The sequence below is a fragment of the Rhodovulum sp. ES.010 genome (assembly GCF_900142935.1).
Taxonomy (GTDB): Bacteria; Pseudomonadota; Alphaproteobacteria; order Rhodobacterales; family Rhodobacteraceae; genus Rhodovulum.
This window is the reverse complement of sequence record NZ_FSRS01000001.1, coordinates 1,596,681-1,621,738: the sequence shown is the minus strand read 5'-3', so window position 1 is coordinate 1,621,738 and position 25,058 is coordinate 1,596,681. Positions and strand designations below refer to the sequence as shown.

The 25,058-nt window shown below is 68.5% G+C and carries 36 protein-coding genes; 32 read left to right on the top strand and 4 right to left on the bottom strand.

The window, feature by feature from the left end:
• Positions 1-183 precede the first annotated feature (183 nt).
• From BUR28_RS07950 to BUR28_RS07920, 7 genes are all read left to right on the top strand, one after another.
• Positions 184-705 carry a crossover junction endodeoxyribonuclease RuvC gene (locus BUR28_RS07950; RefSeq protein ID WP_074219638.1) on the top strand — a complete coding sequence of 174 codons (522 nt, stop codon included), beginning with the start codon at positions 184-186 and terminating at the stop codon, positions 703-705.
• Positions 702-902 carry a hypothetical protein gene (locus tag BUR28_RS07945; protein ID WP_074219637.1) on the top strand — a complete coding sequence of 67 codons (201 nt, stop codon included), beginning with the start codon at positions 702-704 and terminating at the stop codon, positions 900-902. Before BUR28_RS07950 ends, BUR28_RS07945 begins: the two co-directional genes overlap by 4 nt.
• Positions 895-1,320 (top strand): DUF6362 family protein, encoded by a 426-nt coding sequence (locus BUR28_RS07940; RefSeq protein ID WP_074219636.1) that lies wholly within the window; start codon positions 895-897, stop codon positions 1,318-1,320. Before BUR28_RS07945 ends, BUR28_RS07940 begins: the two co-directional genes overlap by 8 nt.
• Positions 1,321-1,770: 450 nt before the next feature.
• Positions 1,771-3,108, top strand: a complete 1,338-nt coding sequence (locus BUR28_RS07935; protein ID WP_074219635.1) for a site-specific DNA-methyltransferase — start codon at positions 1,771-1,773, stop codon at positions 3,106-3,108.
• A gap of 4 nt (positions 3,109-3,112) precedes the next feature.
• A complete protein-coding gene (locus BUR28_RS07930; RefSeq protein ID WP_074219634.1) occupies positions 3,113-4,135 on the top strand; it encodes a DNA cytosine methyltransferase in 1,023 nt (340 codons plus the stop codon).
• A 9-nt stretch (positions 4,136-4,144) separates the two neighbouring features.
• Positions 4,145-4,372 carry a DUF7220 family protein gene (locus BUR28_RS07925; RefSeq protein WP_074219633.1) on the top strand — a complete coding sequence of 76 codons (228 nt, stop codon included), beginning with the start codon at positions 4,145-4,147 and terminating at the stop codon, positions 4,370-4,372.
• A gap of 104 nt (positions 4,373-4,476) precedes the next feature.
• Positions 4,477-4,959, top strand: a complete 483-nt coding sequence (locus BUR28_RS07920; RefSeq protein WP_074219632.1) for a DUF1203 domain-containing protein — start codon at positions 4,477-4,479, stop codon at positions 4,957-4,959.
• Between the two features lie 129 nt (positions 4,960-5,088).
• On the opposite strand, the gene BUR28_RS07915 is transcribed toward BUR28_RS07920, so the two are convergent.
• The 3 genes from BUR28_RS07915 to BUR28_RS07905 all read right to left on the bottom strand — a co-directional run bounded on the left by BUR28_RS07915 (position 5,089) and on the right by BUR28_RS07905 (position 7,092).
• A complete protein-coding gene (locus tag BUR28_RS07915; protein ID WP_254813710.1) occupies positions 5,089-6,060 on the bottom strand; it encodes an alpha/beta fold hydrolase in 972 nt (323 codons plus the stop codon).
• Positions 6,061-6,138: 78 nt separating this feature from the next.
• Entirely contained in the window at positions 6,139-6,726 is a 588-nt protein-coding gene (locus BUR28_RS07910; RefSeq protein ID WP_074219630.1) for a DUF3489 domain-containing protein, read from the bottom strand.
• Between the two features lie 93 nt (positions 6,727-6,819).
• Positions 6,820-7,092 (bottom strand): hypothetical protein, encoded by a 273-nt coding sequence (locus tag BUR28_RS07905; protein ID WP_074219629.1) that lies wholly within the window; start codon positions 7,090-7,092, stop codon positions 6,820-6,822.
• Positions 7,093-7,204: 112 nt separating this feature from the next.
• On the opposite strand from BUR28_RS07905, the gene BUR28_RS07900 reads away from it, so the two are divergent.
• From BUR28_RS07900 to BUR28_RS07850, 11 genes are all read left to right on the top strand, one after another.
• Entirely contained in the window at positions 7,205-7,789 is a 585-nt protein-coding gene (locus tag BUR28_RS07900) for a hypothetical protein (protein WP_074219628.1), read from the top strand.
• Positions 7,737-9,731, top strand: coding sequence for a phage terminase large subunit family protein (locus BUR28_RS07895; RefSeq protein WP_175566914.1), 1,995 nt, complete (start codon positions 7,737-7,739; stop codon positions 9,729-9,731). The genes BUR28_RS07900 and BUR28_RS07895 overlap by 53 nt, the downstream gene beginning before the upstream one ends.
• A gap of 3 nt (positions 9,732-9,734) precedes the next feature.
• A complete protein-coding gene (locus tag BUR28_RS07890; protein WP_074219626.1) occupies positions 9,735-9,950 on the top strand; it encodes a phage head-tail joining protein in 216 nt (71 codons plus the stop codon).
• 4 nt (positions 9,951-9,954) lie between these two features.
• Complete coding sequence (locus tag BUR28_RS07885; RefSeq protein WP_254813709.1) at positions 9,955-11,475, top strand: phage portal protein; 1,521 nt, start codon at positions 9,955-9,957, stop codon at positions 11,473-11,475.
• Between the two features lie 4 nt (positions 11,476-11,479).
• On the top strand, positions 11,480-12,505 hold the full coding sequence (locus BUR28_RS07880; RefSeq protein ID WP_074219624.1) for a head maturation protease, ClpP-related: 1,026 nt from the start codon (positions 11,480-11,482) through the stop codon (positions 12,503-12,505).
• Between the two features lie 4 nt (positions 12,506-12,509).
• Positions 12,510-12,875, top strand: a complete 366-nt coding sequence (locus tag BUR28_RS07875; protein WP_074219623.1) for a head decoration protein — start codon at positions 12,510-12,512, stop codon at positions 12,873-12,875.
• Between the two features lie 82 nt (positions 12,876-12,957).
• Positions 12,958-13,971 carry a major capsid protein gene (locus BUR28_RS07870; RefSeq protein WP_074219622.1) on the top strand — a complete coding sequence of 338 codons (1,014 nt, stop codon included), beginning with the start codon at positions 12,958-12,960 and terminating at the stop codon, positions 13,969-13,971.
• On the top strand, positions 13,971-14,282 hold the full coding sequence (locus tag BUR28_RS07865; protein ID WP_074219621.1) for a head-tail joining protein: 312 nt from the start codon (positions 13,971-13,973) through the stop codon (positions 14,280-14,282). Before BUR28_RS07870 ends, BUR28_RS07865 begins: the two co-directional genes overlap by 1 nt.
• Positions 14,279-14,914: a DUF6441 family protein gene (locus tag BUR28_RS07860; protein ID WP_074219620.1), complete on the top strand. Its 636-nt coding sequence runs from the start codon at positions 14,279-14,281 to the stop codon at positions 14,912-14,914. Before BUR28_RS07865 ends, BUR28_RS07860 begins: the two co-directional genes overlap by 4 nt.
• A 79-nt stretch (positions 14,915-14,993) precedes the next feature.
• Entirely contained in the window at positions 14,994-15,737 is a 744-nt protein-coding gene (locus tag BUR28_RS18960; RefSeq protein ID WP_083626518.1) for an HNH endonuclease, read from the top strand.
• 81 nt (positions 15,738-15,818) lie between these two features.
• Positions 15,819-16,238, top strand: a complete 420-nt coding sequence (locus BUR28_RS07850; protein WP_074221560.1) for an acyl-CoA transferase — start codon at positions 15,819-15,821, stop codon at positions 16,236-16,238.
• A gap of 10 nt (positions 16,239-16,248) precedes the next feature.
• On the opposite strand, the gene BUR28_RS07845 is transcribed toward BUR28_RS07850, so the two are convergent.
• Entirely contained in the window at positions 16,249-16,704 is a 456-nt protein-coding gene (locus BUR28_RS07845) for a thermonuclease family protein (RefSeq protein WP_083626517.1), read from the bottom strand.
• Between the two features lie 56 nt (positions 16,705-16,760).
• Here BUR28_RS07845 and BUR28_RS07840 point away from each other — a divergent pair, with 56 nt between their 5' ends.
• The 14 genes from BUR28_RS07840 to BUR28_RS07790 all read left to right on the top strand — a co-directional run bounded on the left by BUR28_RS07840 (position 16,761) and on the right by BUR28_RS07790 (position 25,056).
• Positions 16,761-17,702, top strand: coding sequence for a phage tail tube protein (locus BUR28_RS07840; RefSeq protein WP_074219617.1), 942 nt, complete (start codon positions 16,761-16,763; stop codon positions 17,700-17,702).
• Positions 17,703-17,704: 2 nt separating this feature from the next.
• Positions 17,705-18,142 carry a hypothetical protein gene (locus BUR28_RS07835; RefSeq protein WP_074219616.1) on the top strand — a complete coding sequence of 146 codons (438 nt, stop codon included), beginning with the start codon at positions 17,705-17,707 and terminating at the stop codon, positions 18,140-18,142.
• Positions 18,143-18,204: 62 nt separating this feature from the next.
• Entirely contained in the window at positions 18,205-18,369 is a 165-nt protein-coding gene (locus BUR28_RS18955; RefSeq protein ID WP_254813817.1) for a DUF7697 family protein, read from the top strand.
• Positions 18,362-20,779, top strand: coding sequence for a phage tail tape measure C-terminal domain-containing protein (locus BUR28_RS07830; RefSeq protein WP_074219615.1), 2,418 nt, complete (start codon positions 18,362-18,364; stop codon positions 20,777-20,779). The genes BUR28_RS18955 and BUR28_RS07830 overlap by 8 nt, the downstream gene beginning before the upstream one ends.
• On the top strand, positions 20,779-21,405 hold the full coding sequence (locus BUR28_RS07825; protein ID WP_074219614.1) for a DUF2460 domain-containing protein: 627 nt from the start codon (positions 20,779-20,781) through the stop codon (positions 21,403-21,405). The genes BUR28_RS07830 and BUR28_RS07825 overlap by 1 nt, the downstream gene beginning before the upstream one ends.
• Positions 21,402-21,752: a hypothetical protein gene (locus BUR28_RS07820; protein WP_074219613.1), complete on the top strand. Its 351-nt coding sequence runs from the start codon at positions 21,402-21,404 to the stop codon at positions 21,750-21,752. Before BUR28_RS07825 ends, BUR28_RS07820 begins: the two co-directional genes overlap by 4 nt.
• Entirely contained in the window at positions 21,745-21,876 is a 132-nt protein-coding gene (locus tag BUR28_RS20700; RefSeq protein WP_256370879.1) for a hypothetical protein, read from the top strand. The genes BUR28_RS07820 and BUR28_RS20700 overlap by 8 nt, the downstream gene beginning before the upstream one ends.
• A gap of 28 nt (positions 21,877-21,904) precedes the next feature.
• The gene (locus BUR28_RS07815; protein ID WP_254813708.1) at positions 21,905-22,540 is read left to right on the top strand and encodes a lysozyme; all 636 of its coding nucleotides are present in this window, start codon (positions 21,905-21,907) and stop codon (positions 22,538-22,540) included.
• Positions 22,541-22,543: 3 nt separating this feature from the next.
• A complete protein-coding gene (locus tag BUR28_RS07810; protein WP_074219611.1) occupies positions 22,544-22,774 on the top strand; it encodes a hypothetical protein in 231 nt (76 codons plus the stop codon).
• A complete protein-coding gene (locus tag BUR28_RS07805; RefSeq protein ID WP_074219610.1) occupies positions 22,767-22,997 on the top strand; it encodes a hypothetical protein in 231 nt (76 codons plus the stop codon). Before BUR28_RS07810 ends, BUR28_RS07805 begins: the two co-directional genes overlap by 8 nt.
• Positions 22,997-23,581, top strand: coding sequence for an HNH endonuclease signature motif containing protein (locus BUR28_RS07800; protein WP_083626514.1), 585 nt, complete (start codon positions 22,997-22,999; stop codon positions 23,579-23,581). The genes BUR28_RS07805 and BUR28_RS07800 overlap by 1 nt, the downstream gene beginning before the upstream one ends.
• Entirely contained in the window at positions 23,541-23,741 is a 201-nt protein-coding gene (locus BUR28_RS19350) for a hypothetical protein (protein WP_139307524.1), read from the top strand. Before BUR28_RS07800 ends, BUR28_RS19350 begins: the two co-directional genes overlap by 41 nt.
• The gene (locus tag BUR28_RS07795; RefSeq protein WP_074219609.1) at positions 23,738-24,622 is read left to right on the top strand and encodes a DUF2163 domain-containing protein; all 885 of its coding nucleotides are present in this window, start codon (positions 23,738-23,740) and stop codon (positions 24,620-24,622) included. Before BUR28_RS19350 ends, BUR28_RS07795 begins: the two co-directional genes overlap by 4 nt.
• Entirely contained in the window at positions 24,619-25,056 is a 438-nt protein-coding gene (locus BUR28_RS07790; protein ID WP_074219608.1) for an NlpC/P60 family protein, read from the top strand. The genes BUR28_RS07795 and BUR28_RS07790 overlap by 4 nt, the downstream gene beginning before the upstream one ends.
• The last annotated feature ends 2 nt before the right edge of the window (positions 25,057-25,058 follow it).

Here is a 25,058-nt window from a genome sequence, read left to right as displayed (position 1 = left end):
AAGGGCTGTCCCAACCCCCTCGAAGGTTGGGACCACGCGGTCGGAGGTTGGGACCGGGGCGGGTCGAACGTCGATCATAGGCTGTCGCCTCGTCCACGGTCGTTTTCGCTTTGGCGCCCGTCCACCGGATGCTACATCTTGCGGTGACCGAAGCCGAAGGCCCACAGCTTGTGAGCCTTCACGATGAACACACCGATCCCCGCGCAGGACGTCCGCCCCGAACCGGGCGCGATCAACCGGTCCTGCATCCTCGCCCTCGACCTCGGGACCACGACTGGCTGGGCACTCCGCAGTCATGGCGGACTGACCACCAGCGGCACGGTCAGCTTTCGGCCCGGCCGCTTCGATGGCGGCGGCATGCGATACCTCCGTTTCACGAACTGGCTGACCGAACTCGATCGGCTGTCCGGCCCCGTCGCCGCGATCTGGTTCGAAGAGGTCCGGCGCCACGCCGGGACCGACGCGGCCCACATCTACGGCGGGCTGATGGCCACGCTCGCATCGTGGGCTGAACTGCGGGGCGTTCCCTACGAGGGCGTTCCGGTCGGCACGATCAAGCGCCACGCCACCGGCAAGGGCAACGCGCCGAAGGAGGCGATGATCGCCGCCGCGAAAGCCCGCGGGTTTTCACCAGCCGACGACAACGAGGCCGACGCGATCGCCATCCTGCACTGGGCGATCGAGACGAACGGGGGCCTGGGATGAGGTGGTATCCGAAAGGCTACGGCGGCACGCGCCGGGATCCGGACCAGGTGAAGCGCGATGGCTGGCATGACGAGGGTCTACTCGCCGTCTCCGTCGACGACGACCGGCTGACCTGGCCGGAGCGCGAGCTGGTGCGTCAGCTGGGCGAGAAGCTGTATGGGCCTCGGGCGGACGACCGGGAGGCCGCTAATGGCTGAGTGGACACCCACCATGGTCGAGGACCGGCTCGAGAGCGCGGCCGACGTGTTCCGCTCGCTGCCCGAGGTGAAGCCGCAGGGCTACTTCAACGCCTGGCCCGAGTACTTCCACAGCTTCGCCGACCAGGTCGGCCAGGAGCCTCGGATGCGCCGGCCCAAGCCCGGGCCGCGCGACATCACGCAGGCCGAGGATGCGCTGCTCTGGCTGCGCTGGCTCGATCCCGCGGATGGCCGCCTGCTCTGGCTCCGGGCGAACCGCAAGCCGTGGAAGCCGATCTGCTGGGAGTTGGGCATCAGCCGTGCCACCGCAAACCGGCGCTGGCAGTACGGGATCGCGGTCATCGTCTGGCGACTGAACGGGAAGCAGGTGCCGAGGAAGCGGTCGATGGAGTTCGTGGTGGCGCAGGCGGCGCACTGAGTGTGTCAAGGCTCGACGGGCTCGTGAGACAATTTTCGGCGAGACACCGGACGGCGAGACGGATCGCCCCGCTGACGCTATCCATGGCGATATACTCGGGGTTGTGCGCTCAGGCGAACCGACGCTGATCCCGAGGTGGACACCGGGGCTGGCTTCCGGGGTCCAGCCGGAGTCCAGGCAGCCAAGCCATTGTTTTTCGGTTCCTTTCTGGGCCGAAACGTATGCTGGCGGGCTTGGCTCGGCATTTCGCCAGCGACAGGGCCGGATTTTTGGGAAGCCACCGGAGTCCAGCGTCCAACTGCGACGTCACGAAACCCTCGTGAAATCAAACATCTGACGGGCCGCGCGGGGTGGATACCCGCGGATACCGGAAACCAGCCGGAAGCTGGTGGACCCCGCCGTGCCGGAGTCCACCCGGCGGATGCCGATCGACCATCGACAGGAACCTTCATGACCCTCGCCTTCGCCCCCGAGCGAATCGAGACCTGGCCGCTTGCGCGCCTGCAGCCCTACGCGAAGAACGCGAAGGTGCACGGGGCCGACCAGGTCGCGAAGATCGCCGCCAGCATGGCCGAGTTCGGCTGGACCGTGCCGTGCCTCGTCGGCGAGGACGGAGAGCTGATCGCCGGCCACGGGCGGGTCCTGGCCGCGACGCAACTCGGGCTGACCGAGGCGCCGGTGATCGTGCTGGGGCATCTGACCGAGGCGCAGCGCCGGGCGTATCGCATCGCGGACAACAAGCTGACCGAACTCGGCAGCTGGGACGAGGCGCTGCTCTCGGCGGAACTGCAGGACCTGCTCGCGGACGACTATGACCTGTCGCTGGTCGGGTTCTCGGACAGCGAACTCGACAAGCTGCTGGCTTTCGATCCGGACGGTGAAGGTGAAGAAGAAGGTGGCGCCGGGGGCTCGGTGCCTCCGGTGACCATCCCCGAACCGCCGCGCAATCCGGCCTCGCGGACGGGCGACCTATGGATCCTCGGCGATCACCGGCTGCTCTGCGGGGACTCGACCAGTCACGACGACGTCCGCCGCCTGATGAATGGCGAGCGGGCGATCCTTTTCGCCACCGACCCGCCGTATCTGGTAGACTACGACGGCTCGAACCACCCGACCCGGAACAAGGATTGGAGCCAGAGCTACGGCGTCACCTGGGACGACAGCTCCCAAGGCGCCGATCTCTACGACGGCTTCATTGACGCGGCCGTCGCGGAAGCCATCACTGAGGATGCCGCCTGGTACTGCTGGCACGCCTCGCGCCGCCAGGCGATGCTGGAAGCCTGCTGGGAGAAGGCTGGGGCCTTCGTCCATCAGCAGATCATCTGGGTGAAGGACCGCGGCGTCCTGACCCGCTCGCACTATCTCTGGAAGCACGAGCCCTGTTTCATGGGCTGGCGGCGCCCGAACCGGCCGCCGAAGGTCGCCGAGCAGACGCTGCCCTCGACCTGGGAAATGCCGTCCTTCGCGAAGGACGAGCGCCCGGATCACCCGACCCCGAAACCGCTGGACGCCTTCGGGATCCCGATGCGCCAGCACGTCGCCCGCGGCGGGCTGTGCTACGAGCCGTTCTCGGGCTCGGGCTCGCAGATCATGGCCGGCGAAGCCAACGGCCGCCGCGTCTTCGCGATGGAGATCAGCCCGGCCTATGTCGATGTCGCCATCGAGCGGTGGCAGGCCGAGACCGGCAGCGAGGCGATCCTCGACGGCGACGGCCGGACCTTCGCCGAGGTGAAGGCCGAGCGGCTGGGCGAGACCCCGGCCGCGGCCGAGGGGGCCCCAGCGGCCTGACGACGTGGATGGCGTGGCTCTACCTTCCTCCGGCCTGTCTGCCGGAGCTGGCGACGTGTGCCTCTTCGGCCTCTCGCTCTGCTCCGGCGCCGGCGGGCTCGACCTCGGGCTACACCTCGCATGTCCCGGACATCGCACTGTGGGTCATGTCGAGCGGGACGCCTACGCCGCGGCCATCCTCGTGGCGCGGATGGAAGACGCGGCCCTGGACCCGGCGCCTGTCTGGGACGACGTTGCCACCTTCGACGGCCGCCCGTGGCGCGGCGCGGTGGACATCGTCACTGCGGGCTATCCGTGCCAGCCGTTCTCCGTTGCAGGCAAGCGCCGCGGCGCGGACGACCCGCGCCACCTCTGGCCGCATGTCGCGAGGATCATTGGCGAGGCCGAACCGCCCTTCGTGTTCCTCGAGAACGTCGCCCATCATCTCCGCCTCGGTTTCCCCGAAGTCGCCGGAGGACTGGTCGGCATGGGCTACCGCCTTGCGGCGGGCCTCTTCACGGCGGCGGAAGTCGGTGCGCCCCACAAGCGCGAGCGGCTCTTCATCCTCGCTCACCGCGAGCGCGACCACCTGGCCGACCCCGCGCGCCTGCTCGGGGACGCGCTCGAGCGGAGGGAACCGGACGGAGATGATGCGGCACTGGCCGACGCCGCTGGCGGGCGACAGCAAGGGGACGCGGAACCGGACGAGCAATCGCAGCGAGACGGCGCGCCCGCGCAACGACGGGACGACGCTCTGCGATGCGACGCGGATGTGGATGACGCCGACGGCGCGGGATCACAAGGACGGGGCGACGAGCCTCGCGAACACGCCGGTGAACGGGTTGCTTGGCCGCCAGGTCCTGGTGACGCCGACGGCTGGCGGGCGTTCCTGCGACACGCCCCGAACCTTGAACCCGCAGTTCGTCGAGGCGCTGATGGGCTGGCCCACCGGGTGGACCGGCTTCGGCTCTGTGGCAACGGCGTGGTCCCGCTGGTCGCGGCGCATGCGCTCCGAACTCTCGCAGCTCAACTGCTGGCCGATGGATAAAGGGGCGCGATGAAGCAGAGCCGGGCCATGTCGCTGGTCGAGGCCATCGCCAACGTGGCGGTGGGTTACGGCGTCGCCGTCGTGACGCAAATCCTGATCTTTCCGATCTTCGGGCTGCACACGACGCTCGCGCAGAACCTGAAGATGGGCGCCGTGTTCACGGTGGTGAGCATCGCGCGGTCCTTCGCCCTGCGGCGGCTGTTCGAGGCGATCCGGGTGCGCTGGACCGGTGTTTGATCTGGAGATGGATCTGACAGCCAGGTCCGAAAGAGCATGAATCGGGTCGATACACCCCGCGCTGCCGTCTAGCTTCGCCTTTACCGGAAACGAGAGGGCGAAAAATGACGTTTCAGATCGAAGCCTTGGACTATGGTCAGTTCGAAGAGCTATTCGGAATGACAGACGAGGAGCTGAAATCTCGAGCTGCAGTGCGTGTCGTGGCGGCATCCAGCCCCGGCTATCCGTGTCGTGTGAGCCTCGAGGACGCAGAACCCGGCGAAACACTCATCCTTTTGAACTATCGGCACCTCGAGGCGTCGTCACCTTATGCGGCCTCCCACGCGATCTTCGTCAGGGAGGGGGCAATAAAAGCTGAGCCCGTGCCCGGCGAGGTTCCGGATGTGCTTTCTCGGCGGCTTCTTTCGCTTCGCGCGTTTGATGCAAGCGGCTTCATGATAGGGGCTGATGTGGTCGACGGGAGCGAGCTCAAGATCAACCTCGAGCGGCTGTTTGAAAAGGCAGAGGTCGAATTCGTCGACATCCACAATGCCAAGCCGGGTTGCTTCGCGGCCCGCAGTTTCAGAGCACCCGCTGTCGCACACTGACGGCATGCGGGCTCGATCGGCAAAGCACTTGCATCGCTGGCGTCGGATCCAGGAATGCCGTAGTTGATGGACCGACGTCCTCGACCGCCGTGGCAGCGGCACTCCACCCGTCGGCGCTAGTCGCGACGTTCAAGCGAGGTCGAGGATGGCCTTGGCAAAGGTATCGGGAGCCTCCTGAGGCGGATTGTGTCCCGCCGCCTCCACGATCCGTCGTTCGTAGAAGCTCGTGAAACGAACGGCGTCAGCGTCATCGGAAGCAGGCGGGTCGACTCCATCGTCTGCGCCTTGCAGCACAATGGCCGGTACACCGATGTCCGGCTGCTTGGCCAGCGCTCGCTCGATATGGTCAAACGCGGGGTCGCCGGGGGTTTCACCGAAACGGTGGCGATAGGAGTGGATGACAATCTCGACGAAATCGGGGTTCTCGAAGGACATGGCCGTGCGCGCGAAGGTGTCTTCATCGAAGGCCCAGCTCGGCGACCAGAGAGACCAGATGTGGCGGCACAAATCGTCTCGGTTTTTCGCCAGACCAGCGCGGCCTCGCTCCATGTTGAAGTAGAACATGTACCAGTACCGGGCTTCTTCTATGGGCGGTGCGGGCCGCTGGGCGTTGGCGATGTCCTGAATGTTGTAGCCCTGCCCGCAGCTTACGAGACCGAGAACCCGTTCTGGCCAGAGTGCAGCGACGATGCATGCAGCCCGACCGCCCCAATCGAAACCGCCGAGAAACGCGCGATCAAGATGCAAGGCGTCCATCAACGCGATCAGGTCAGCACCCAGAGCAGCCTGCTGACCTGACCGGATTGTAGCCGAGGAGAGAAATCGCGTGGCACCGAAGCCCCGGAGATAAGGGACGATGCACCTGAACCCACGGGCGGACAGTCTCGTGGATACCGCATCGAACGCACGGGCGTCGTAGGGAAAACCGTGGAGCATGATAACGGGTTTGCCGTCTTCCGGCCCGCTCTCTTCGTAGGAGATTTCGAGCGCTCCGGCTTTTGCAGTTTTCACTAGAACAGTTCCTTTTCCGCCGATCTCGCGATGCAGGCTAGGCACCCGGCCACCGAACGACAACGTCCCGCCGCCCGTTTCGTGCTGCATTGCTCCAGTGATTTCCGGGAGCAATGCAGGGTTGGGCGGCGGGCAGGATGGATTGTGAAGGTCGGTAGCTCTTCAGCTTCAGTCTGCGGGAAGGCTGTAGACCCGACCGCGGCCCTCGACCTTCTCCGAGGTGACTTCGAGCCCGAGTTTCTTCTTGAGCGCGCCGGCGAAGGCGCCTCGGACCGTGTGCGGCTGCCATCCCGTGGCGGCGACGATCTCGTCGATGGTCGCGCCACCATCGGCGCGGAGCATCTCGATCAGCTTCGCCTGCTTCGTGCCCGTGCGCGGTGTGCGCGCCTTGGGCGAGCGGTCGTCCCCGGCGGGGACGTCCTGCGGGGTCTCCGCACTCGGCGCCTCGTCGGCGCCGGTGAGCGCGCTGTCGCCGCTCTGCGGCTCGACGCCAATGGCGGAGAGCCCCGCATCGGTGATGTGCAGGAGAATGGCGCGGCCGTCCTCGTCGTTGCGCCAGATCCGGTTGAGAGCGGCGTCGGCCTTGGTCTGGATGTCGGTCGCGGTCTCGGCGATCAATCCGCGGGAAAGGAGCGCGCCGACCACCTTGGCGGCGGCGCCGCCGCGGAGCGAACCGGGCAGCGGCAGGACGTTGCGGTCCTCACGCTGCGCGGCGGCGCTGAGGATCACGAGCTGGGTATCGGAAAGCTTGGTCATCTGGGGTCTCCGTGTTCGGGGCCGCGACCGTCGCGACCCTCCTACGACCCCGAGCCGCGCAGGGCGCGGCGGGAGTTCCGGCAGTGCCGGAGATCAGCGGGCGTGCTCGCCCTCGCCGAAGGCGCTGTCGGTGATGCGCTTCAGGAGGCTCGCGTAGTGTTCGAGGGTGCCGACATGGCCCCAGTTCACTTCGTCGGGGTGAGCGTTGAAGTGGTCGTCGCTGAGCGCCTGCAGGCGGGCGAGCATCTCGTCGATCTCGGCTTTCTTGCCGATGAACGCGTTCAGCGCGGCTTCGCGATTGCGCCGGGCCTTCTCGGCGCGGAGTTCGTGGCGCGGGGTGGTGATCGGGTTCAGGCGGGTCGGCATCAGGTGGCTCCGTGTGCTGAGTTGCATCGTCCTTGTGGATCCAGGTTCGCTCTGACGCGGAGGCTTATCAACTCAATAAGCCCATGATTTTGAATGATAATCGGAGCGCGGCATGGAGGGTCTGAGCGAGCGCCAGTACGCCGCCCGTGTCGGGCTGTCGCGGGGCGCGATTCAGAAAGCGAAGGCCGCCGGTCGGCTCGTCCTGCACGAGGACGGCAGTATCGACGCTGCAGCCTCCGACAAGCGGCGGGCCGAGACGACGGACCCGTCGAAGACCAGAAAGGCGCCGGCGCCCAAGCTGAAACCCGTGCCCGAGGCCGCCGTCGCCGCCGTCGGCGACACGCTGCGGGAACAGGGGCTGTCCGCCCCGGCCGTCGGCGGCGGCACAACGTTCCTGCAGGCCAAGACCGCGAACGAGGTGCTGAAGGCGCAGGAGCGGCGTATCCGGCTCCAGAAGCTGAAGGAGGAGCTGGTCGACCGCGCCCGGGCGGAGACGCTGATGTTCCGGCTCGCGCGCGACGAGCGCGACGCGTGGGTGACCTGGCCGGCGCGGGTGGCTGCGCTGATGGCCTCGGAGATCACAGCGGCACTGGGGGACGGGTTCGAGGTGGAGGCGGCGCTGATGCAGAAGGTTCTGGAGGCCCATGTCCGCGCCCAGCTCGACAGCCTCGCGGAGATCCGACCCGGGCTTGGATGACGATCTTTTCGGGTTCGACGGCGCCGCCGCGCTGATCCGCGCCTGGTCGCGGGGGCTGCGCCCCGACCCGGACCTGACCGTCTCGAGCTGGGCCGACCGCCACCGAAAACTCGCCTCGCGGGCCTCGGCCGAGCCGGGGCAGTACCGGACCGCGCGCACGCCCTACATGCGCGAGATCATGGACCGGCTGTCGCCCGGCGATCCCACGCAGCGGATCGTGTTCATGAAGGCCGCGCAGGTCGGCGCGACCGAGGCCGGCAACAACTGGATCGGCTTCGTGATCCACCAGGCGCCGGGGCCGATGCTGGCGGTGCAGCCGACGGTGGAGCTGGCCAAGCGCAACTCGCGGCAGCGGATCGATCCGCTGATCGAGGAAAGCCCCGATCTGCGGGAGAGGGTGAAGCCGGCGCGATCCCGCGACGCGGGCAACACGATGCTGTCGAAGGAGTTCGCGGGCGGCATCCTGATCATGACGGGCGCGAACTCGGCAGTCGGGCTGCGCTCGACACCGGCGCGCTACATCTTCCTGGACGAGGTCGACGCCTATCCGGCCTCGGCCGACGAAGAAGGCGATCCGGTCACGCTGGCGGAAGCGCGCTCGCTGACCTTCGCCCACCGGCGCAAGGTCTTCCTGGTCTCGACCCCGACCATCCGGGGGCTGTCGCGGATCGAGCGGGAGTTCGAGGCATCCGACCAGCGCCGGTATTTCGTGCCGTGCCCGCATTGCGACGCGATGCAGTGGCTGAAGTTCGAACGGCTGCGCTGGGAGAAGGGGCGGCCGGAGGCGGCGGAGTATCTCTGCGAGGGCTGCGACACACCCATCGCCGAGCACTACAAGACGCGAATGCTAGAGCGCGGCGAGTGGCGGGCGACTGCCACGGCCGCCGATCCTGCGACGGTCGGCTATCACCTCTCGGCGCTCTACTCGCCGGTGGGCTGGCTCAGCTGGCAGCGGATCGCGCGGGCGCATGAAGCGGCACGGGGCAGCGACGAGGCGATGCGGGCGTTCCGGAACACCATCCTCGGCGAGACCTGGATGGAGACCGGGGAGGCGCCCGACTGGCAGCGGCTGGCGGACCGGCGCGAGGCATGGGCGCCGGGCACGGTGCCTGAGCGCGGTCTGTTCCTTACCGCCGGCGCCGACGTGCAGAAGGACCGGATCGAGGTCGACGTCTGGGCCTGGGGCCGCGGGCTCGAAAGCTGGCTCGTCGACCACCTTGTGCTCGAGGGCGGCCCCGGCGATCCGGCGTGCTGGCAGCAGCTGACGGATCTGCTCGGGCGGACATGGGCGCATGCGTCGGGTCAGCCGATGGCGCTGGCCCGGCTGGCGATCGACTCAGGGTTCGAGACCAGCGCGGTCTATGCCTGGTCGCGCCAGGTGGGGTTCGCGCAGGTGGCGCCGGTGAAGGGTGTCGAGGGGTTCACACGAACGAGCCCGGTGACTGGGCCGACCTATGTTGACGCGACCGTAGCGGGCAAGCGGCTCCGGCGCGGCGCCCGGCTCTGGACCGTCGCCACCTCGACCTTCAAGGCCGAGACCTATCGCTTCCTGCGACAGGACCGGCCGACGCGGGAGGAACAGGCGGTGGGCGCGCTGTGCCCGCCCGGCACGATCCACCTGCCGGACTGGGCAGACGGGGAATGGCTGAAGCAGCTGACGGCCGAGCAGCTGGTGACGGTCCGCACGAAACGCGGCTTCGCCCGGCTCGAATGGCAGAAGCTGCGCGAGCGCAACGAGGCGCTGGACACACGGGTCTATGCCCGCGCGGCGGCGTGGATCGCGGGCGCAGATCGCTGGCCCGAGGCGCGGTGGGCCGATCTGGAAGCGCAGCTCGGGGTGGCGAAGCAGGACGGGCCCGAGGCCGGCCCAGCGACGGCGCCGGCCGCCCCAACCCGAACGACGCCGCGCCGGCGCACGGTGCGCTCGAGCTACATGAGGTGATCCATGGCCACGGCCGCCGAGCTTCGCAACCGCCGCGACGCGCTGACCGCGCAGCGGTCCTCGGGCGTGGCGCGGGTCAGCTATGACGGCAAGACCGTGGACTATCGCAGCGTCGCCGAGATCGACCGGGCCGTCGAGGCGCTGGATCGCGAGATCGCGGCCGCCGAGGGGCGTCGGATCGTTCGACAGGTGCGCGTGACGACGGCGAAGGGGCTCTGAACCCATGGGCATCCTCGACCGCTTTCGTCGCCGGCCCACCGGCGGCCCCGCTGCCGTACGCGCCCGTCTCGAAGGCGCCATGGCCAAGCGGCGGCTGCGCGGGTGGAACCCGCCGCTCGAGAACATCAACGCGCTGGTCGCCTCGGGCGGCCCCCGACTGCTGGCGCGGTCCCGAGAACTGGTGGTGACGAACGGCTATGCCGCCAACGCCTGCGAGGCCTTCGCCGCGAACCTGGTCGGGGACGGGATCAAACCGTCCTCGCTGATCGGAGACGCCGATCTGCGCGACCGGGTCCAGCGGCTCTGGCTCGCCTGGACCGACGAGGCCGACGCCGACGGTCTGACCGACTTCTACGGCCTGCAGGCCATGGTTGCGCGCGAGATGTTCGTCGCGGGCGAATGCTTCGTCCGGCTCCGACCTCGGCGTGCGGAGGACGGACTGCTGGTCCCGCTGCAGCTGCAGCTTCTCCAGGCCGAGATGCTGCCCTTCGAGAAGACCGAGACGGCGGCGAACGGCAACCGAATCCGCTGCGGGATCGAGTTCGACGGGATCGGGCGGCGGGTGGCCTACCACTTCCGCCGCCGCCATCCGGGTGACAGCACCGATCAGGGGGCGGTCATCCCGGAGACCGTGCGCGTGCCGGCGGCGGATGTGCTGCACATCTATCGCCCTATCGACGCGGGCCAGATCCGGGGGCTGCCGCATATCGCGCCAGCGATGGTGCGGCTGTTCCTGCTCGACCAGTACGATGACGCAGAGCTCGACCGGAAGAAGACCGCGGCGATGTTCGCGGGCTTCATCACCAAGACGGCGCCGGAAGAGCCCATGATGGGCGAGGCGGAGGCGGATCTGGATGGGGCCGCCATCGCGAGCCTCGAACCCGGCACGATGCAGGTGCTGCTGCCGGGCGAGGACGTGAAGTTCTCGTCTCCGGCGGATGTCGGCGGCGGCTACGAGGCGTTCCAGTATCGGACGCTGCTGGCGGTCTCGGCCTCGCTGGGGCTGCCCTATCACCTCGTCACCGGCGATGTCCGGCAGGCGAATTACTCGAGCCTCAGGGCCGAACTCGTCGAGTTCCGTCGCCGCATCGGCCAGCTGCAGCATGGCGTGATCGTGCACCAGCTCTGTCGCGCGGTATGGCAGCGCTGGCTGGAGACCGCGGTGCTCTTGGGCGCGCTCGATGCCGATCCTGCGGCGGCGCGGCCGGTGCAGTGGATCCCGCCGCGCTGGGACTGGGTCGATCCGCTGAAGGACATCCAGGCGCAGGTGCTGGCAATGGAGGCTGGCATCACCTCGCGGCGCAAGGTGGTCGAGGCGACCGGCTACGACGTGGAGGAAGTCGACCGCGAGAACGCCGCCGACGCCGCGCGCGCGAAAGGTCTCGGCCTGCGCTACCGCACGAGCCCCGGCGAAACGCAGGGCGCTCGCGCGACGCCGGCAACAAGGCCCAAGCCCGCTGATGGCGCGGGCGACGGCACGGATGACGGCGCGGCAGCGACCGATCCGGACACCGAACAGGAGTGACGACATGGCAAGCTGGTATGCGATCCGCGCCCGGGGGACCGGTGCGGAAGTGGCGATTTATGACGAGATCGGCGCCTACGGGGTCTCGGCGAAGGGTTTTCTGGCCGAACTGGGCGCGCTGCCCGAGGGCACGCCGGTTGATCTGCGGCTGAACAGCCCCGGCGGCTCGGTCTTCGACGCGGTCGCGATCCACAATGCGATCAAGCGGCACGAGGGCACGGTCACCGTCTGGATCGACGGCATCGCCGCCTCGGCCGCCTCCTACATCGCGATGGCGGGCGACGAGATCTTCATGCCGGAGAACGCCTTCCTGATGATCCACGATCCCGCCGGCCTCGTGATGGGCACTGCCGAGGACATGCGCGCCATGGCCGAGGCGCTCGACAAGGTGAAGGGCAGCCTCGTCGCGGGCTACGCCGGAAAATCCGGCCGGACGCCGGAAGAGGTCTCCGCGCTCATGGCCGCAGAGACCTGGTTCGACGCGTCGGACGCTGTGGCGCAGGGCTTCGCCGACCGGCTGGTCGAGCCTGTCCGCATCGCCGCGCACTTTGACATCGGGCGCTTTCGCAACGCGCCGTCGGACTTGGTTGAAGCTATCGAAACCGAGCCGGAGCCCAACGCTGAGTGCGACGGCCGGGAGATCGAAGCGGACGAGGATACCGACGCCGCCGCCGAAGACGACCCGGTCGAGGGCGCCGAGGACGAGCCTGCCGCCGCCTCCGACGCTCCGCGGCCGTCGGCCGAGACGCCGCCGCCCAGTGGCGCGCCGCCCGATCCTGCCGCGATCCGGGCAGAGGCCATCGGTCATGCCCGGGCCGTGGTCGATCTCTGCCGCCTCGCGGGCCAGCCGCAGATGGCCGGCCGCTTCCTCGAGCAGGACGCCAGCCTCGCCGAGGTGCGCGCCGCACTTCTCGCCGCAAAGGCAGAGGGGGAGCCGGAGATCGCACCCCATCACCCGCAGCCCGGCCGCACCTCGGCTGCGCGCCCCTGGGGCGAGATCGTCGCCCGAACCTTCAAGCTGAAAGGATGACACCATGACCACGCTGGTCGAAGGCACGCACCCCGGCGGCTTCCTTGTCTGGGAAGCCTTCCGCGACTACACCCGCGAGACGATCACTGTCGCCGCCGGCACGCTCGAGCCGGGCACGGTGCTCGGCAAGATCACCGCGTCCGGCAAGTACGCCGCCCACGATCCGGCCGCCGTGGACGGCACCGAGACCGCCGTCGCCGTGCTCTGGGGCAAGGCGGATGCGAGCGCTGGCGATGCGCCCGCCGTCGCGGTCGTCCGCGGCCCCGCCATCGTCAACCGCCACGACCTCGTCTTCGCGGGCACGCCCAGCGAGGGCGAGATCGCGGCCGCCCACACGGCGCTCCTCGCCGCGGGCATCCTCGTCCGCTGACCCAATTCCCTTTTCCACGCGCGCCCGGACGCAAAACCGGCGTCCACTTTTGCTGGGCGCGCTCACGACAGGAGGCATCCTCATGGCCACCATGGACATCTTCGAAGGCGATGCCTTCACCATCGTCGAGCTCACCCGCGCGCTCGAGAACATCCCCTACAAGCCCGCGCTGCTCTCGGGCTCGAACCTCTTCAGCCCGCGCGGCGTGCGTTCCCGCACCGTCGTGATCGAGAGCCGCGACGGCACGCTGTCGCTGATCCCGTTCTCCGAGCGCGGCTCGGCCTACGAGCAGCAGGTTCCGGACCGGCGCGAGATGCGCGCCTTTGTCTGTCGCCAGTTCAAGAAGCAGGACGTGCTCTGGGCCTCCGAGATTCAGTCGGTGCGCGACTTCGGCTCGGAAAGCGCCACCCAGCAGGTGCAGACCGAGGTCGCGTATCGGCTCCGGAAGCTCCGTCAGGACGCCGAGACCACCTTCGAATACCACCTCCTGAACGGCATCCAGGGGCTGGTGAAGGATCCGAAGGACCACGCCACGGTCGTGAACTACTTCACCGAGTTCGGCATCACGCCCGCGCCCGAGATCGACTTCGACCTCGACAACGCAAGCCCGGCCTCGGGCGCGCTCCGCAAGCGCTGCCAGGCGCTCATCGAGAGCGTCGAGGACTCGATGGGCGGGCTCTCGGCCGGTGCGGTACAGATCCGCGCCGAATGCGGCTCGGCCTTCTTCGCCGATCTCGTGGCCCACAAGGAGGTGCGGGAGACCTATCTCAACACCGCCGCGGCGGCCGACCTGCGCGGCCGCGTCGCCGACGAGGTCAGCTTCGGCGGCATCACCTTCCGCCGCTACCGGGGCGGCGTCGGCTTCACCGTGCCGACCGACAAGGCGTTCTTCTATCCCGAGGGCATCGAGGGGCTCTTCGAGATCTACTACGCCCCCGCCGACACCTTCAAGACGGTGAACACCCTCGGCCAGCCGCTCTATGCGCGAACGATCCCCGACCGGGATCGCGACGAATGGGTGCGGCTGGAGATCGAGAGCAACCCGCTCCCGATCTGCACACGGCCGCAGGTGCTGCGCTCGGCACGGCGGACCTGATGACCGCCTTCGCCGACGCCCTCGACGCGCTCTTCGCGGACGCGCATCTCGCGCGCGACGCGGTCTACACCGCCGAGGGCGGCGCGCCGTCGCTGGTCCGAGCGATCCTGCGCCGGCACGACGACGTCACGAACTTCGGCGAAACGCGCCTCTGGTCGGAGACCACCCGGCTGGACCTGCGCCTCGCCGAGGTCGCGAACCCGCGGCCCGGCGACCGCATCGAGATCGACGGCGAGGCTTTCCTCGTTCAGGGCGAGCCCGTCCGCGACCGCGAGCGGCTCGTCTGGACCGTGGATCTGAGGCCCGCGTGAAACTGAAACTCGACATCACGCCCGACCTCGTCGCCGCCATGGCTGCAGAGGTGAAGGCCGGTGAGAAGGCCGTCACCGCCGCCATGCGCGAGGCCGGGACAGAACTGAAGACCGCCTGGCGCGGCCAGATCAGCGGCGCCGGGCTCGGACGGCGGCTGGCCAACTCGATACGGAGCCAGACGTACCCGAACGGAGACGAGAGCCTGAACGCCGCGGCGCTCGTCTGGTCGAAGGCGCCGGTCATCGTCGGCGCCCACGACACGGGCCCGCTGATACGCTCGAAGGACGGCTTCTGGCTGGCGATCCCCACCGAGGCGGCCGGGCGAGGTCTGCGCGGTGGTAAAATCACCCCCGGCGAGTGGGAACGCCGCCGCGGCCTACGCCTGCGCTTTGTCTATCGTCGCAGCGGCCCGAGCCTGCTCGTCGCCGACCAGGCCCGCATCAACAAGCGCGGCCAGGCGGTGGCGTCGCGCGCGAAGACCGGACGCAACCAGGTCACCGCACCGATCTTCCTGCTGGTCCCACAGGTCAAACTGCCAAAGCGACTCGACCTCGACCGCGACGCCGAGCGGGCGCTCGACAGCGTGCCGGGGCTGATCGTGGCGAACTGGGTGGAGGAACGGTTCTCGTAAAGGCACTTCGAGAGCGCTGTTCCTGCTCGTCCAATTCCCCGATTGTCAGGAGCCTGGATGTATCTTCATAATCAAGGGTATGAAGCGCCCCGAGCAGTTAATTGAGCGATCCTACTCGATGATGATTGCCAGCTACTGGCTGGCCAGATGCGGTGTCCGTCACGAAGGCAAGCCTGCGTCACCTCCAGCAGCTCTCGGCGTAAGCACATGGAAAGCTGCATACGACAGTTTCTTCGACGCGATGGGAGATGGCCGCTCACAGACCCAATTCCGGAACAGCCTGAAAAATGCGCGAGATACGTTCGACATATTGTTCGATAACGGACGGATCGGATGGGTGGATCGCAACGGACAGCAACCGTCATTGAGCACCAATTTCACGCGGATACATGAAGAGTGGAGGGATCGTTCCGATCAGGAGCTCGAGCGGTTCGTCCTCGGGCTTCATGCCGGTATGCCGGTCGCGTTGGATGGAAAAGCCCGCAGCCCGGAGGCGCGGACGGAGGGCGGCGAAAAGGTCTACGTCTCCCTGCGGCGCGAACGTGTTCCGAAACTCAGGGAGGATGCCCTCGCGATCCATGGACTCGACTGTATGGCTTGCGGGTTCAACTTCGGCCGCGCGTATGGGGCCCTTGGTGAGGGCTTCATCGAAGTCCACCATGTAGTTCCGATCGCCGAAGCAGGTAAAACGATCACCGACCCTGCGACGGACCTTGTAGTCCTCTGTTCGAATTGCCATCGCATGGTGCATCGGAAACGCAGCGTATGTCTCTCACTGAATGAATTGAAAGCGCATTTGAGGGTCCGCGGTTCGCATTCCTGACCCGCGACCCAAGCTACGCATCACAGAACAGCTGTGGCGTTCGTCTGCCGATGAATGCCCTGGGCACAAAAGGAAGTGCTGGTGCCTACCGATCGCGAAACCATCCTCGCCGCGCTGCACGCGCGGCTCTCCGCGCTGCCCGCCACCGCCCTGCGCGGCGAGGTGCTGCCCGAGCGCGTGCCGTCTGAGGGTCTGCTGATCCTCCGCGACGGCGAGCCGGGGGAGCCGGAGGTGACGCTGTCACCGCTGGCCTACCACTACCAGCACCGCGCCGAGATCGAGGCGATCGTGCAGGGCGCTACCCGTGATGCCGCATTCGACACGCTCTGCGCCCGCGTCGGAACGGCGCTGGCTGTAGACCGGACGCTGGGCGGACTCTGCGACTGGGTCGAGGCTGAAGCGCCGCGGCCAGTGGACCTGCCAGTCGAGGGCTCCGCGAGCCTCAAGGCGGCGGTAATCTCCGTTATGCTTCACTATTCCACGTCCGATCCGTTCGGCTAGAGCCGACGGGTCAGTTGCCGCGACAGGTCCCGTAGTAGCCGCCGGAGAAGTAGCAGTATTCCCGGGCCACTCCGGCAGCGATCATCTGGGCCGCGACATCGCGGCCATCGGCTAGGAAGCACTGCCCGACGATCCGTCCGTATCGGTCGATGTCGCGCACACGACAGGTCAGGCTTTGGCCGGCGACCAGCCGCTGCAGAGTGGATGTCGCGGCGGAGGCACCGCGCTCGTTGCGTTCGGGAGCATCGAGGCCCCAGACACGGATCGGCCGTTCAACGCCGCGAAGTGAGAAGGTGTCGCCGTCCGTCACGTAGCGGACCGCGCCGCTCACGGTATTCGTCTGCGCCGAGACGGGGCCGGTCAAAAGAACAAGAACCGCGAGGACAGAAACGATCATCCGGGTGATGATCGGTCGAGCGGAAATACTGAGCGGGGAATTGGGACGAATAGTGCGCATGATGTCCATGTGCGGCACGGCCTGACCGAACGCAACCGCGCTTCAACGAAATCAAGGAGATCACCATGGCACGAGCCCAGGGGGCGCGGGCGCAGATGGCGCTTGCGTTCGAGACGACCTATGGAACGCCGCCTGCCAGCGGCTTCACCCGCATGCCTTTCGCCAGCACCTCGCTGGGGGCCGAACAGCCGCTGCTGAACTCGGAACTGCTCGGCTACGGCCGCGATCCGCTGGCGCCGATCAAGGACGCGGTGACGGCTGATGGCGACATCGTCGTGCCGCTCGACGCCGAGGCCTTCGGCTTCTGGCTGAAGGCGGCGTTCGGCGCACCCACGACCACGGGTGCGGAAGCGCCCTACACCCACGAGTTCCAGTCGGGGTCCTGGACGCTGCCCAGCATGTCGATCGAAACCGGCATGCCGGAGGTGCCGCGCTACGCGATGTATTCCGGCTGCGTGCTCGACCAGATCACCTGGCAGATGCAGCGCTCAGGGCTCCTGACCGCAACCGCACGGCTGGTGGCGCAGGGTGAGAGTGTGGGCACGACCACCAGCGCCGGAACGCCCGCCGCGCTGGAGCTCAAGCGCTTCGGCCATTTCAACGGGTCGATCACGCGCAACGGCACCGCCCTCGGCAATGTGGTCTCGGCCGAGATCACCTATGCCAACAACCTCGACCGGATCGAGACCATCCGCTCGGACGGCCGCATCGACGGCGCGGACCCGTCCATCGCGGCGCTGACCGGCCGGATCGAGGTGCGCTTCGCCGACCAGACGCTGGTGACGCAGGCGATCAACGGCGAGGCCTGCGAGATGGAATTCGCCTACGCCCTGCCGTCCGGCGAGAGCTTCACCTTCACCGTGCACGCCGTCTACCTGCCGCGCCCGCGCATCGAGATTTCCGGGCCGCAGGGCGTGCAGGCGACCTTCGACTGGCAGGCGGCCCGCGACAGCGTCGTCGGCCGGATGTGCACCGCAACCCTGATCAACGACATCGAGGTGTACTGAGGATGCTGACACTCGACCTGACGAATGAACCGCGCTGGCACGACCTCGCGCCCGGCGTCCGGGTGCAGCTGCGACCGCTCACGACGGCGCTGATGGTGGCGACGCGCAGCGACCCCGTCGTGGAGGCGATCCCCGAGGAGGCCTCGGAGGAGGAACGCGCGGTCGCTTTCGCCAAGGCGCTGGCGCGGCGGGCGGTGCTCGCCTGGGAGGGCATCGGCGATGCGGACGGCAAGCCCATCGACCCGAGCCCAGAGGCCATCGACGCGCTGCTCGACGTCTGGCCGATCTTCGAGGCCTTCCAGCTGGCCTACGTCTCGAAGGGCCTGCTGCTGGAACAGGAAAAAAACGCCTCCGCGCTCTCGCCGAATGGTCCTTCGGCGGGGGCGCGCGATACTGCGAAGCCTGCGCGCAAGCCTGCCCGGACTGCCCGGCGCGGCTGAACCGTCCGGAAACGCCGGAAGGTTGGCAGGTCTGGGACCTGGTCGGCCGCCTCGGCGGCCAGTTGCGCGTGCTGCCGGGCGCCGTGATCGGCTGGGACATGTCGGCGGCGGTCGCACTCGGGGACGCGCTCGGCGTGCCGCCGCTCGCCATGGCCGAACTGCTGCCCGTCATCGAAGCGGTGATGGTCGCCAAGCTCAACGAACAGATGGAACGCCCCGATGGCTGAAAAGCGTGTGTCCGTCCGCCTCGCCGCGGTCGGCGGGCGACAGGTGCGCGCCGAACTGGAAGGCGTCGGCGAGGCCGGATCGCGCGGCTTCGGACGGCTCAGCCGGGAGATGGAGGCGGCCAATGCCCGGCTGGCGGCGTTCTCGCGGCGGGTGCGGGTGGCCGCCGCTGCAGCAGTGGCCGCTGCCACCGCCGCTGGCGTGGCGATGGTCCGGTCCGGTCTGCAGACGGTGGATGCGCAGGCCAAACTCGCGCAGTCGCTCGGCACCACCGTCGCCTCGATCCAGACGCTGGAGCGCGCGGGCGAACTGGCGGGCGTGTCGATGTCCGGCATCGAACAGGCCACCAAGGATCTGACGCGTCGTCTCAGCCAGGCGGCGGCCGGGACCGGCCCGGCTGCCGACGCGTTCGACCGGCTCGGGCTGTCGGCCAACGAACTGATCGCGCTGCCGCTGGACCAGCGTGTGGGTGCGATCAACGCGGCCATCGAGAGCTTCGTGCCTGCCGCCGAGCGCGCGGCCGTCGCGGGGCAGCTCTTCGGCGAGGAAGGCTCCATCGCCATGTCGCGGATCGACACCGCGACGCTGCGCCAGGCGACCGAGGACGTCCTCGCCTTCGGGGTTGTCGTCTCGGAGCAGGATGCCGAGCAGATCGAACGAACGAACGACGCCATCTCCCGGCTCGGGCTCATCTGGCGCGGGCTGTCGAACCAGTTGGCCGTTGCCGCGGCTCCGGCGCTGGAAGCGGTCGCGGATGCCATGGCAGCGGTCGCCAGCCGCACCGGGCCGCTCGGCATCGCCATCCGCGGCCTCTTAGGCAACATCGGTCGCCTGACCACCTACGCCGCCACTTTCGCGGCCTTCCTCGCGGGACGTTGGGTCGCCGGCATGGCCGCTGCGGCGCTCTCCGTGCGCGGCCTCGCCACGGCGCTGGTCGTCCTGCGCGGCGCGCTGATCCGGACCGGCATCGGCGCGCTGATCGTCGGCGCGGGCGAGCTCGTCTACCAGTTCACCCGGCTCGTCTCCGGTGCGGGTGGGTTCGGCGAAGCGATGTCGCTCCTGAAGGACCTGGCGGTAGAGGTCTGGGATCGGATCAAGATGGGTGCTGCTGCGGCTGGCGCAGCCGCCACGGCGATGTTCTTCGACCTGAAGGCCGACGCCGCGTCAGGCATGCAGAGCGCCATCGAGAGCGTGGTCGGTTTCGGGAATACGGCGGCGAACACCTTCGAGGGCGCCTACGAGGCGATCAAGGCGATCTGGGGTCTGCTGCCCGCGGCCATCGGCGATCTGGCCTTCCAGGCGGCGAACAGCCTGGTCGACGGCGTCGAGGCGATGCTGAACGGCGTGGTCTCGCGCATCAACGGCTTCATCGGCGGCATCAACCAGGGGCTGGAAGCGCTCGGGTCCGAGCGGCGTATCTCGCTGGTGCCCGACCTCGACCTTGGCGAGATCGAGAACCGCTTCGAGGGTGCGGCCAGCGCTGCCACGACAGCTGCGCAGGCGGCGTTCGATCAGGCCTTCGAAGACAACCCGCTCACCGCGCCCGATCTCGGGCTCACGGACGCGGCCGCCCGGGCGCTGGAGTCCGCGAATGTCTACCGTGGCGCGGCGCGCGATCTAGCGGAAGGTGCCCGCGCGCCCCTCGAAAGCTGGCAGGCGCTGCGGGATGCGGTGCGCGGCACTGACGACGACGGCGCCGATGCGCTGGCCGAGGCCACGGCCGCGGCAGAGCGGTTCGAGACCGCGCTCGACGGCGCCGGGCAGGCCGCGTCCGATGCCGGCGCTGCCGCAGGCGCGGCGGTGACTGCGGCCGAGCCCAACGTCGAGCCGGCGGTCACCAGCTGGCAGGCGGTCACCGCCGCGCTGTCGGACTACGCCAGCAAGGCGCGAGAGATTGGCGGCGACATCGGACAGAGCCTCGTCGGCGCCTTCCAGTCGGCCGAGAACGCGGTGGGCCAGTTCGTGAAGACCGGCAAGCTGAACTTCCGCGACCTGGTCACCTCGCTGCTGGCCGATCTCGCCCAGCTCGCGGCGCGGCGGTTCATCCTCGGGCCGATCGCCAATGCGCTCTCCGGCGTGTTCGCTGGTGCGGGCGGCATTTTCGCAAACGTCCTGCATGCGGGCGGGATGGTGGGGTCCGCGGGGCCCGCGCGCATGGTGCCCGCCATGGCCTTCGCCGCCGCACCGCGGATGCATTCAGGCGGCATGGCGGGGCTACGCCACGACGAAGTCCCCGCGATCCTGCAACGCGGCGAACGGGTGCTGTCGCGGCGTGAGGCGCAGAGCTACGGCACGGGTGGTGGCGTCAACGTCACCATCATGGCCCGCGACGCCGAGAGCTTCCGCCAATCCCGCACGCAGGTCGCCGCGGACATCGCCCGTGCGGTTTCGCTCGGGCGGAGGGGTATGTGATGGCGTTTCACGAGGTCCGGTTTCCGGACAACATCAGTCGCGGCGCGCGGGGCGGGCCCGAGCGGCGCACGCAGATCGTCGAACTCGCCTCGGGCGACGAGGAACGCAACGCCAGCTGGGCCAACTCGCGTCGCCGCTACGACGTCGCCTACGGCATCCGCCGCGCGGACGATTTGTCGGCAGTGGTCGCCTTCTTCGAGGCGCGCAATGGCCGCCTGCATGGCTTCCGCTTCAAGGACTGGGGCGACCACAAGTCCTGCCTGCCCTCGGGCACGCCATCGCCGAACGACCAGGCGATCGGCACCGGCAATGGCGCGACGACCGCCTTCCAGCTGGTGAAGCGCTACGCCTCGGGCGCGCAATCCTGGACGCGCACCATCGCCAAGCCGGTGGCGGGTACCGTGCGCATTGCGCTCGGCGGGGTCGAGCAGCCCTCCGGCGGGTCGGTCGACACCACCACCGGCATCGTCACTTTCAACACCGCGCCTAGCTCCGGCGTCGCCATCACCGCGGGCTTCGAGTTCGACGTCCCGGTCCGCTTCGACACAGACGCGCTCGACGTGACGCTCGATCTCGAGCGGCTCGGCTCGATCACCACCATTCCACTTCTGGAGATCCGGCGATGAACGACACCGGCAGCTTCGTTGCAGCCGTGCTGCGCGAACTCGCGGCCTCGACGGCCGTGATCCTCGCTGCCTGGGGAGCGCTCGGCGGGGCAACGAATGCACTGACCACGAAGATGCGGCTGCGCGATGCGCTCCGGCACATCCTGCTCGGCGGGCTGATCGCGGCCGGGATGGGCAGCCTGTCGATGGCCGTCATCACTGCCTGGCTGGGCCTGCCGCCCGAGACGATCCCCGCGGGCGGTGCAGCGGGCTCGGCCGCCTATCTCGTCGGCGTCTTCGGACCGGCCTTCATCGAAGTGCTGCTGGCCCGCCTGCGTCGTGCCAAGCGGGGCGACGGCGATGAATGAGATCCTTCGCCTCGCGCGCTCCCTCCGCTGCGACCCGGCGGACCCAAGAGCGGCCTTTGCCCACCGTCTGCGCATCGGCCTCGCCATCGCAGCACTGATCCTGATCCTCTCGCTACTCCGGTAATCCCATGCACATGACCGACCGGGGCCTCTTGGCCCTCGTCCGGCACGAAGGACTCGTGCCCGGGCCCTATCTCGATGTGAAACAGGTCTGGACCTTCGGCATCGGCCACACGACCGCGGCTGGGCCGCCTGATCCCGCCACCATGCCGCGCGGCATGCCCGCCGATCTCGGCGCCGGGATCCGCGAGGCGTTCCGGGTCTTCCGGGCCGACCTCGCGCGCTACGAGGCTGCCGTCCAGCGGGCCGTGGAGGTGCCACTGGCGCCGCACGAGTTCGATGCGCTGGTTTCGTTCCATTACAACACCGGCGGCATCGCAAAGGCCGCGCTGACCCGGCACCTCAATGCCGGCAATCTCGTTGCAGCCGCCGACGCGTTTCTCAACTGGCGGCGACCGGCCGCGATCATTCCGCGCCGGGAGGCCGAGCGCGATCTGTTCCGGCATGGCCGCTATCCTGGCGGCACGATCCCGGTCTGGTCCGTAGATCACACGGGCCGCGTCGATTTCTCCCGGCCGATCCGTCGCCTGACCGAGGATGAGGCGCTGGCCCTGCTACGGCGACCTCCGACACCGCGGCCGCCGGTCCTCGATCCCGAACCCGATATGCCGACCGGCTGGCTCGCGCGGCTGGCCGCCTTCTTCTCCACCCTGATCCGGAGGGCCTGACTCATGCGCTACGTCCGACCCAACTCGCTCACCTGGTGGGCGGGACTTCTCGCCATGCTCACCGGCATCGCCTCCCTCGCGCTGCCCGCCACCGGGTCGCTCGGCGAGCTGTCCCGTCTCGTCGCGCTGCTGGCCGGCTCGGGCGATGCCTCGCCCGCGGGACTGATGTTCCTCGGGTTGGGCCTGATCGGCCTGCGCGACAGGATCGAGCGCGGGTTCCGCGGCGATGGCTGACCTTCTGATCTGGCTGGTCGCGGCGCTCGGCGCAATCGGGGGCGTCGTCCTCGGCCGACGCTGGGGCCTTGTCGAAGGAAAGCGCGCGGGCAAACGGGAGGCCGAACGCGATGCCATCGAAGACAAGAACAAGCGTGTCGAGCGCGGTCGGGATGCGGTTCGCGATGGCCGCGGCTACGGCGATCCCGCTGAGCGGCTGCGGCGCAACGACGGGAACTGGTGATGAACGAGCTCAGCAGAACGGCGCCACGAATTGAGCCGGCGCTTCTACGTGACCTCATTCACTACGATCCCGATACCGGCCAGTTTACATGGAAGGCACGACGGCCAACGCATTTCACACATTGCAAACGCGACCCGGCGTGGGTCTGCCGGATCTGGAACGCCAAGTACGAAGGTCAGCCGGCATTCGGTCGCCGCGAACACGGATACATCGCTGGCCGCGTTTTCGGTGCTCATGTGTACGCCCACCAAGTGGCGTTCGCGATCATGACCGGGCAATGGCCAGAGGCGCAGATCGACCACGTCAATGGCCGGCGCAGTGACAATCGATGGCGGAACCTGCGCCCTACCGATCCCGCAGAGAATGCGCGGAACACTGCGATATCGCGCAGCAACAGCTCGGGCGTCGTTGGCGTGAGCTGGAACAGGGAGAAGCGCCGCTGGTGGGCATACATCTACCCTGAGAAAGGGCGCCGCCACTTGCTGGGGAGCTTTCGATCAAAAGCCGACGCGGTGGCCGTGCGCAAAGCTGCGGAGAGGCACTATGGATATCATCAAAATCATGGCCGCAAGCCTGCTTCTTAGCGGTTGCGCGACCCGTCCCCCGTTTTCCGATGCCGGCTGCACTTCCTATGCCGAGGCGCGGCTCGTCCGGCCGCCTGCCGACACAGTTGCCGCTTTGCCGCCGGATTGGGCGATTTGGATCGCCGATCTTGACGACCGCATGACGGGAACCTGCCGATGAAATCCCTCTCGCCCGCGCTGCAGTCCCATCTCGACGAGGGCACGACGACACTTGCCTGGTGCTGGCGGATCACGCGGGCCGATGGCGTCACCTTTGGCTTCACCGATCACGACCGGAGGCTCGGCTTCGACGGCACGGACTTCGAGCCGGAGAGCGGGCTGACCGCGTCCGAGGTTCGCTCGGGCTCGGACCTGTCGGTAGATGCGCAGGACGCCGAGGGCGTGCTGACCTCGGACCGGATCACCGAGACCGACATCCTCGATGGCCGCTGGGACAACGCCGAGGTCGAGGTCTGGCGGGTGAACTGGGCCGACACCGGCCAGCGCGTGCTGATGCGCCGCGGGGCCATCGGTCAGATCCGGCGCGGGCGGCTCGCCTTCGTCGCCGAGGTCCGTTCGCTTGCCCATGTGCTGGGCCAGACGGTCGGGCGAACCTTCCAGGCGACCTGCGACGCCGCGTTGGGGGATGCGCGCTGCGGTGTCGATCTGGAGAACACGGCGTTCAAGGGCACCGGCGCCGTCATCGATCTACTGCGCGACCGCGCCTTCACCGCATCGGGGCTCGGCGGGTTCGAGGCCGGCTGGTTCACCTTCGGGACGGTCGAGTGGACCAGCGGCGCGAACGCCGGGCGTCGCGCGGAAGTGCTGGGCCACGACGTCACGGATGGCGTGGCCATCCTGACCCTGCTCGAGGCGCCGGTGCGCGCGATCGCCGAGGGTGACGCATTCACCATCCGCGCGGGCTGCGACAAGCGGATCGAGACCTGCGGCGCCAAGTTCGCCAATACCGCTAACTTCCGAGGCTTCCCGCACATCCCCGGACAGGACACGATCCTGCGCTACGCGACCAAGGACGGCGGCCACGACGGGGGCGTTCTGTGACGCCGGCCGATCCGGATCAAGTCATTGCTGCGGCGCACGCCTGGCTCGGAACGCCGTATCACGACCAGGCGAGCCTGCGCGGCGTCGGCTGCGACTGCCTCGGTCTCGCCCGGGGCATATGGCGCGAGGTCGTCGGCCCCGAGCCGTTTCCGATCCCGCCTTACAGCCGCGACTGGGGCGAGACGGGGCCGCGCGAGATTCTGGCCGAAGGCGCGCGGCGCATGATGATCGAGGTGTCGCCCACCGAGGCCGGGCCCGGGGCGCTGGTGCTGTTCCGCATGATACCCCGCGCCATCGCCAAGCATGTCGGGATCCTGACCGGCCCAGACAGCTTCCTCCATGCCTATGAGCGGCTCGGCGTGATCGAGGAACCGCTCACCCAATCCTGGCGGCGGCGCATCGCCTTCGCCTTCCTGTTTCCTGACGGGGTCTGACC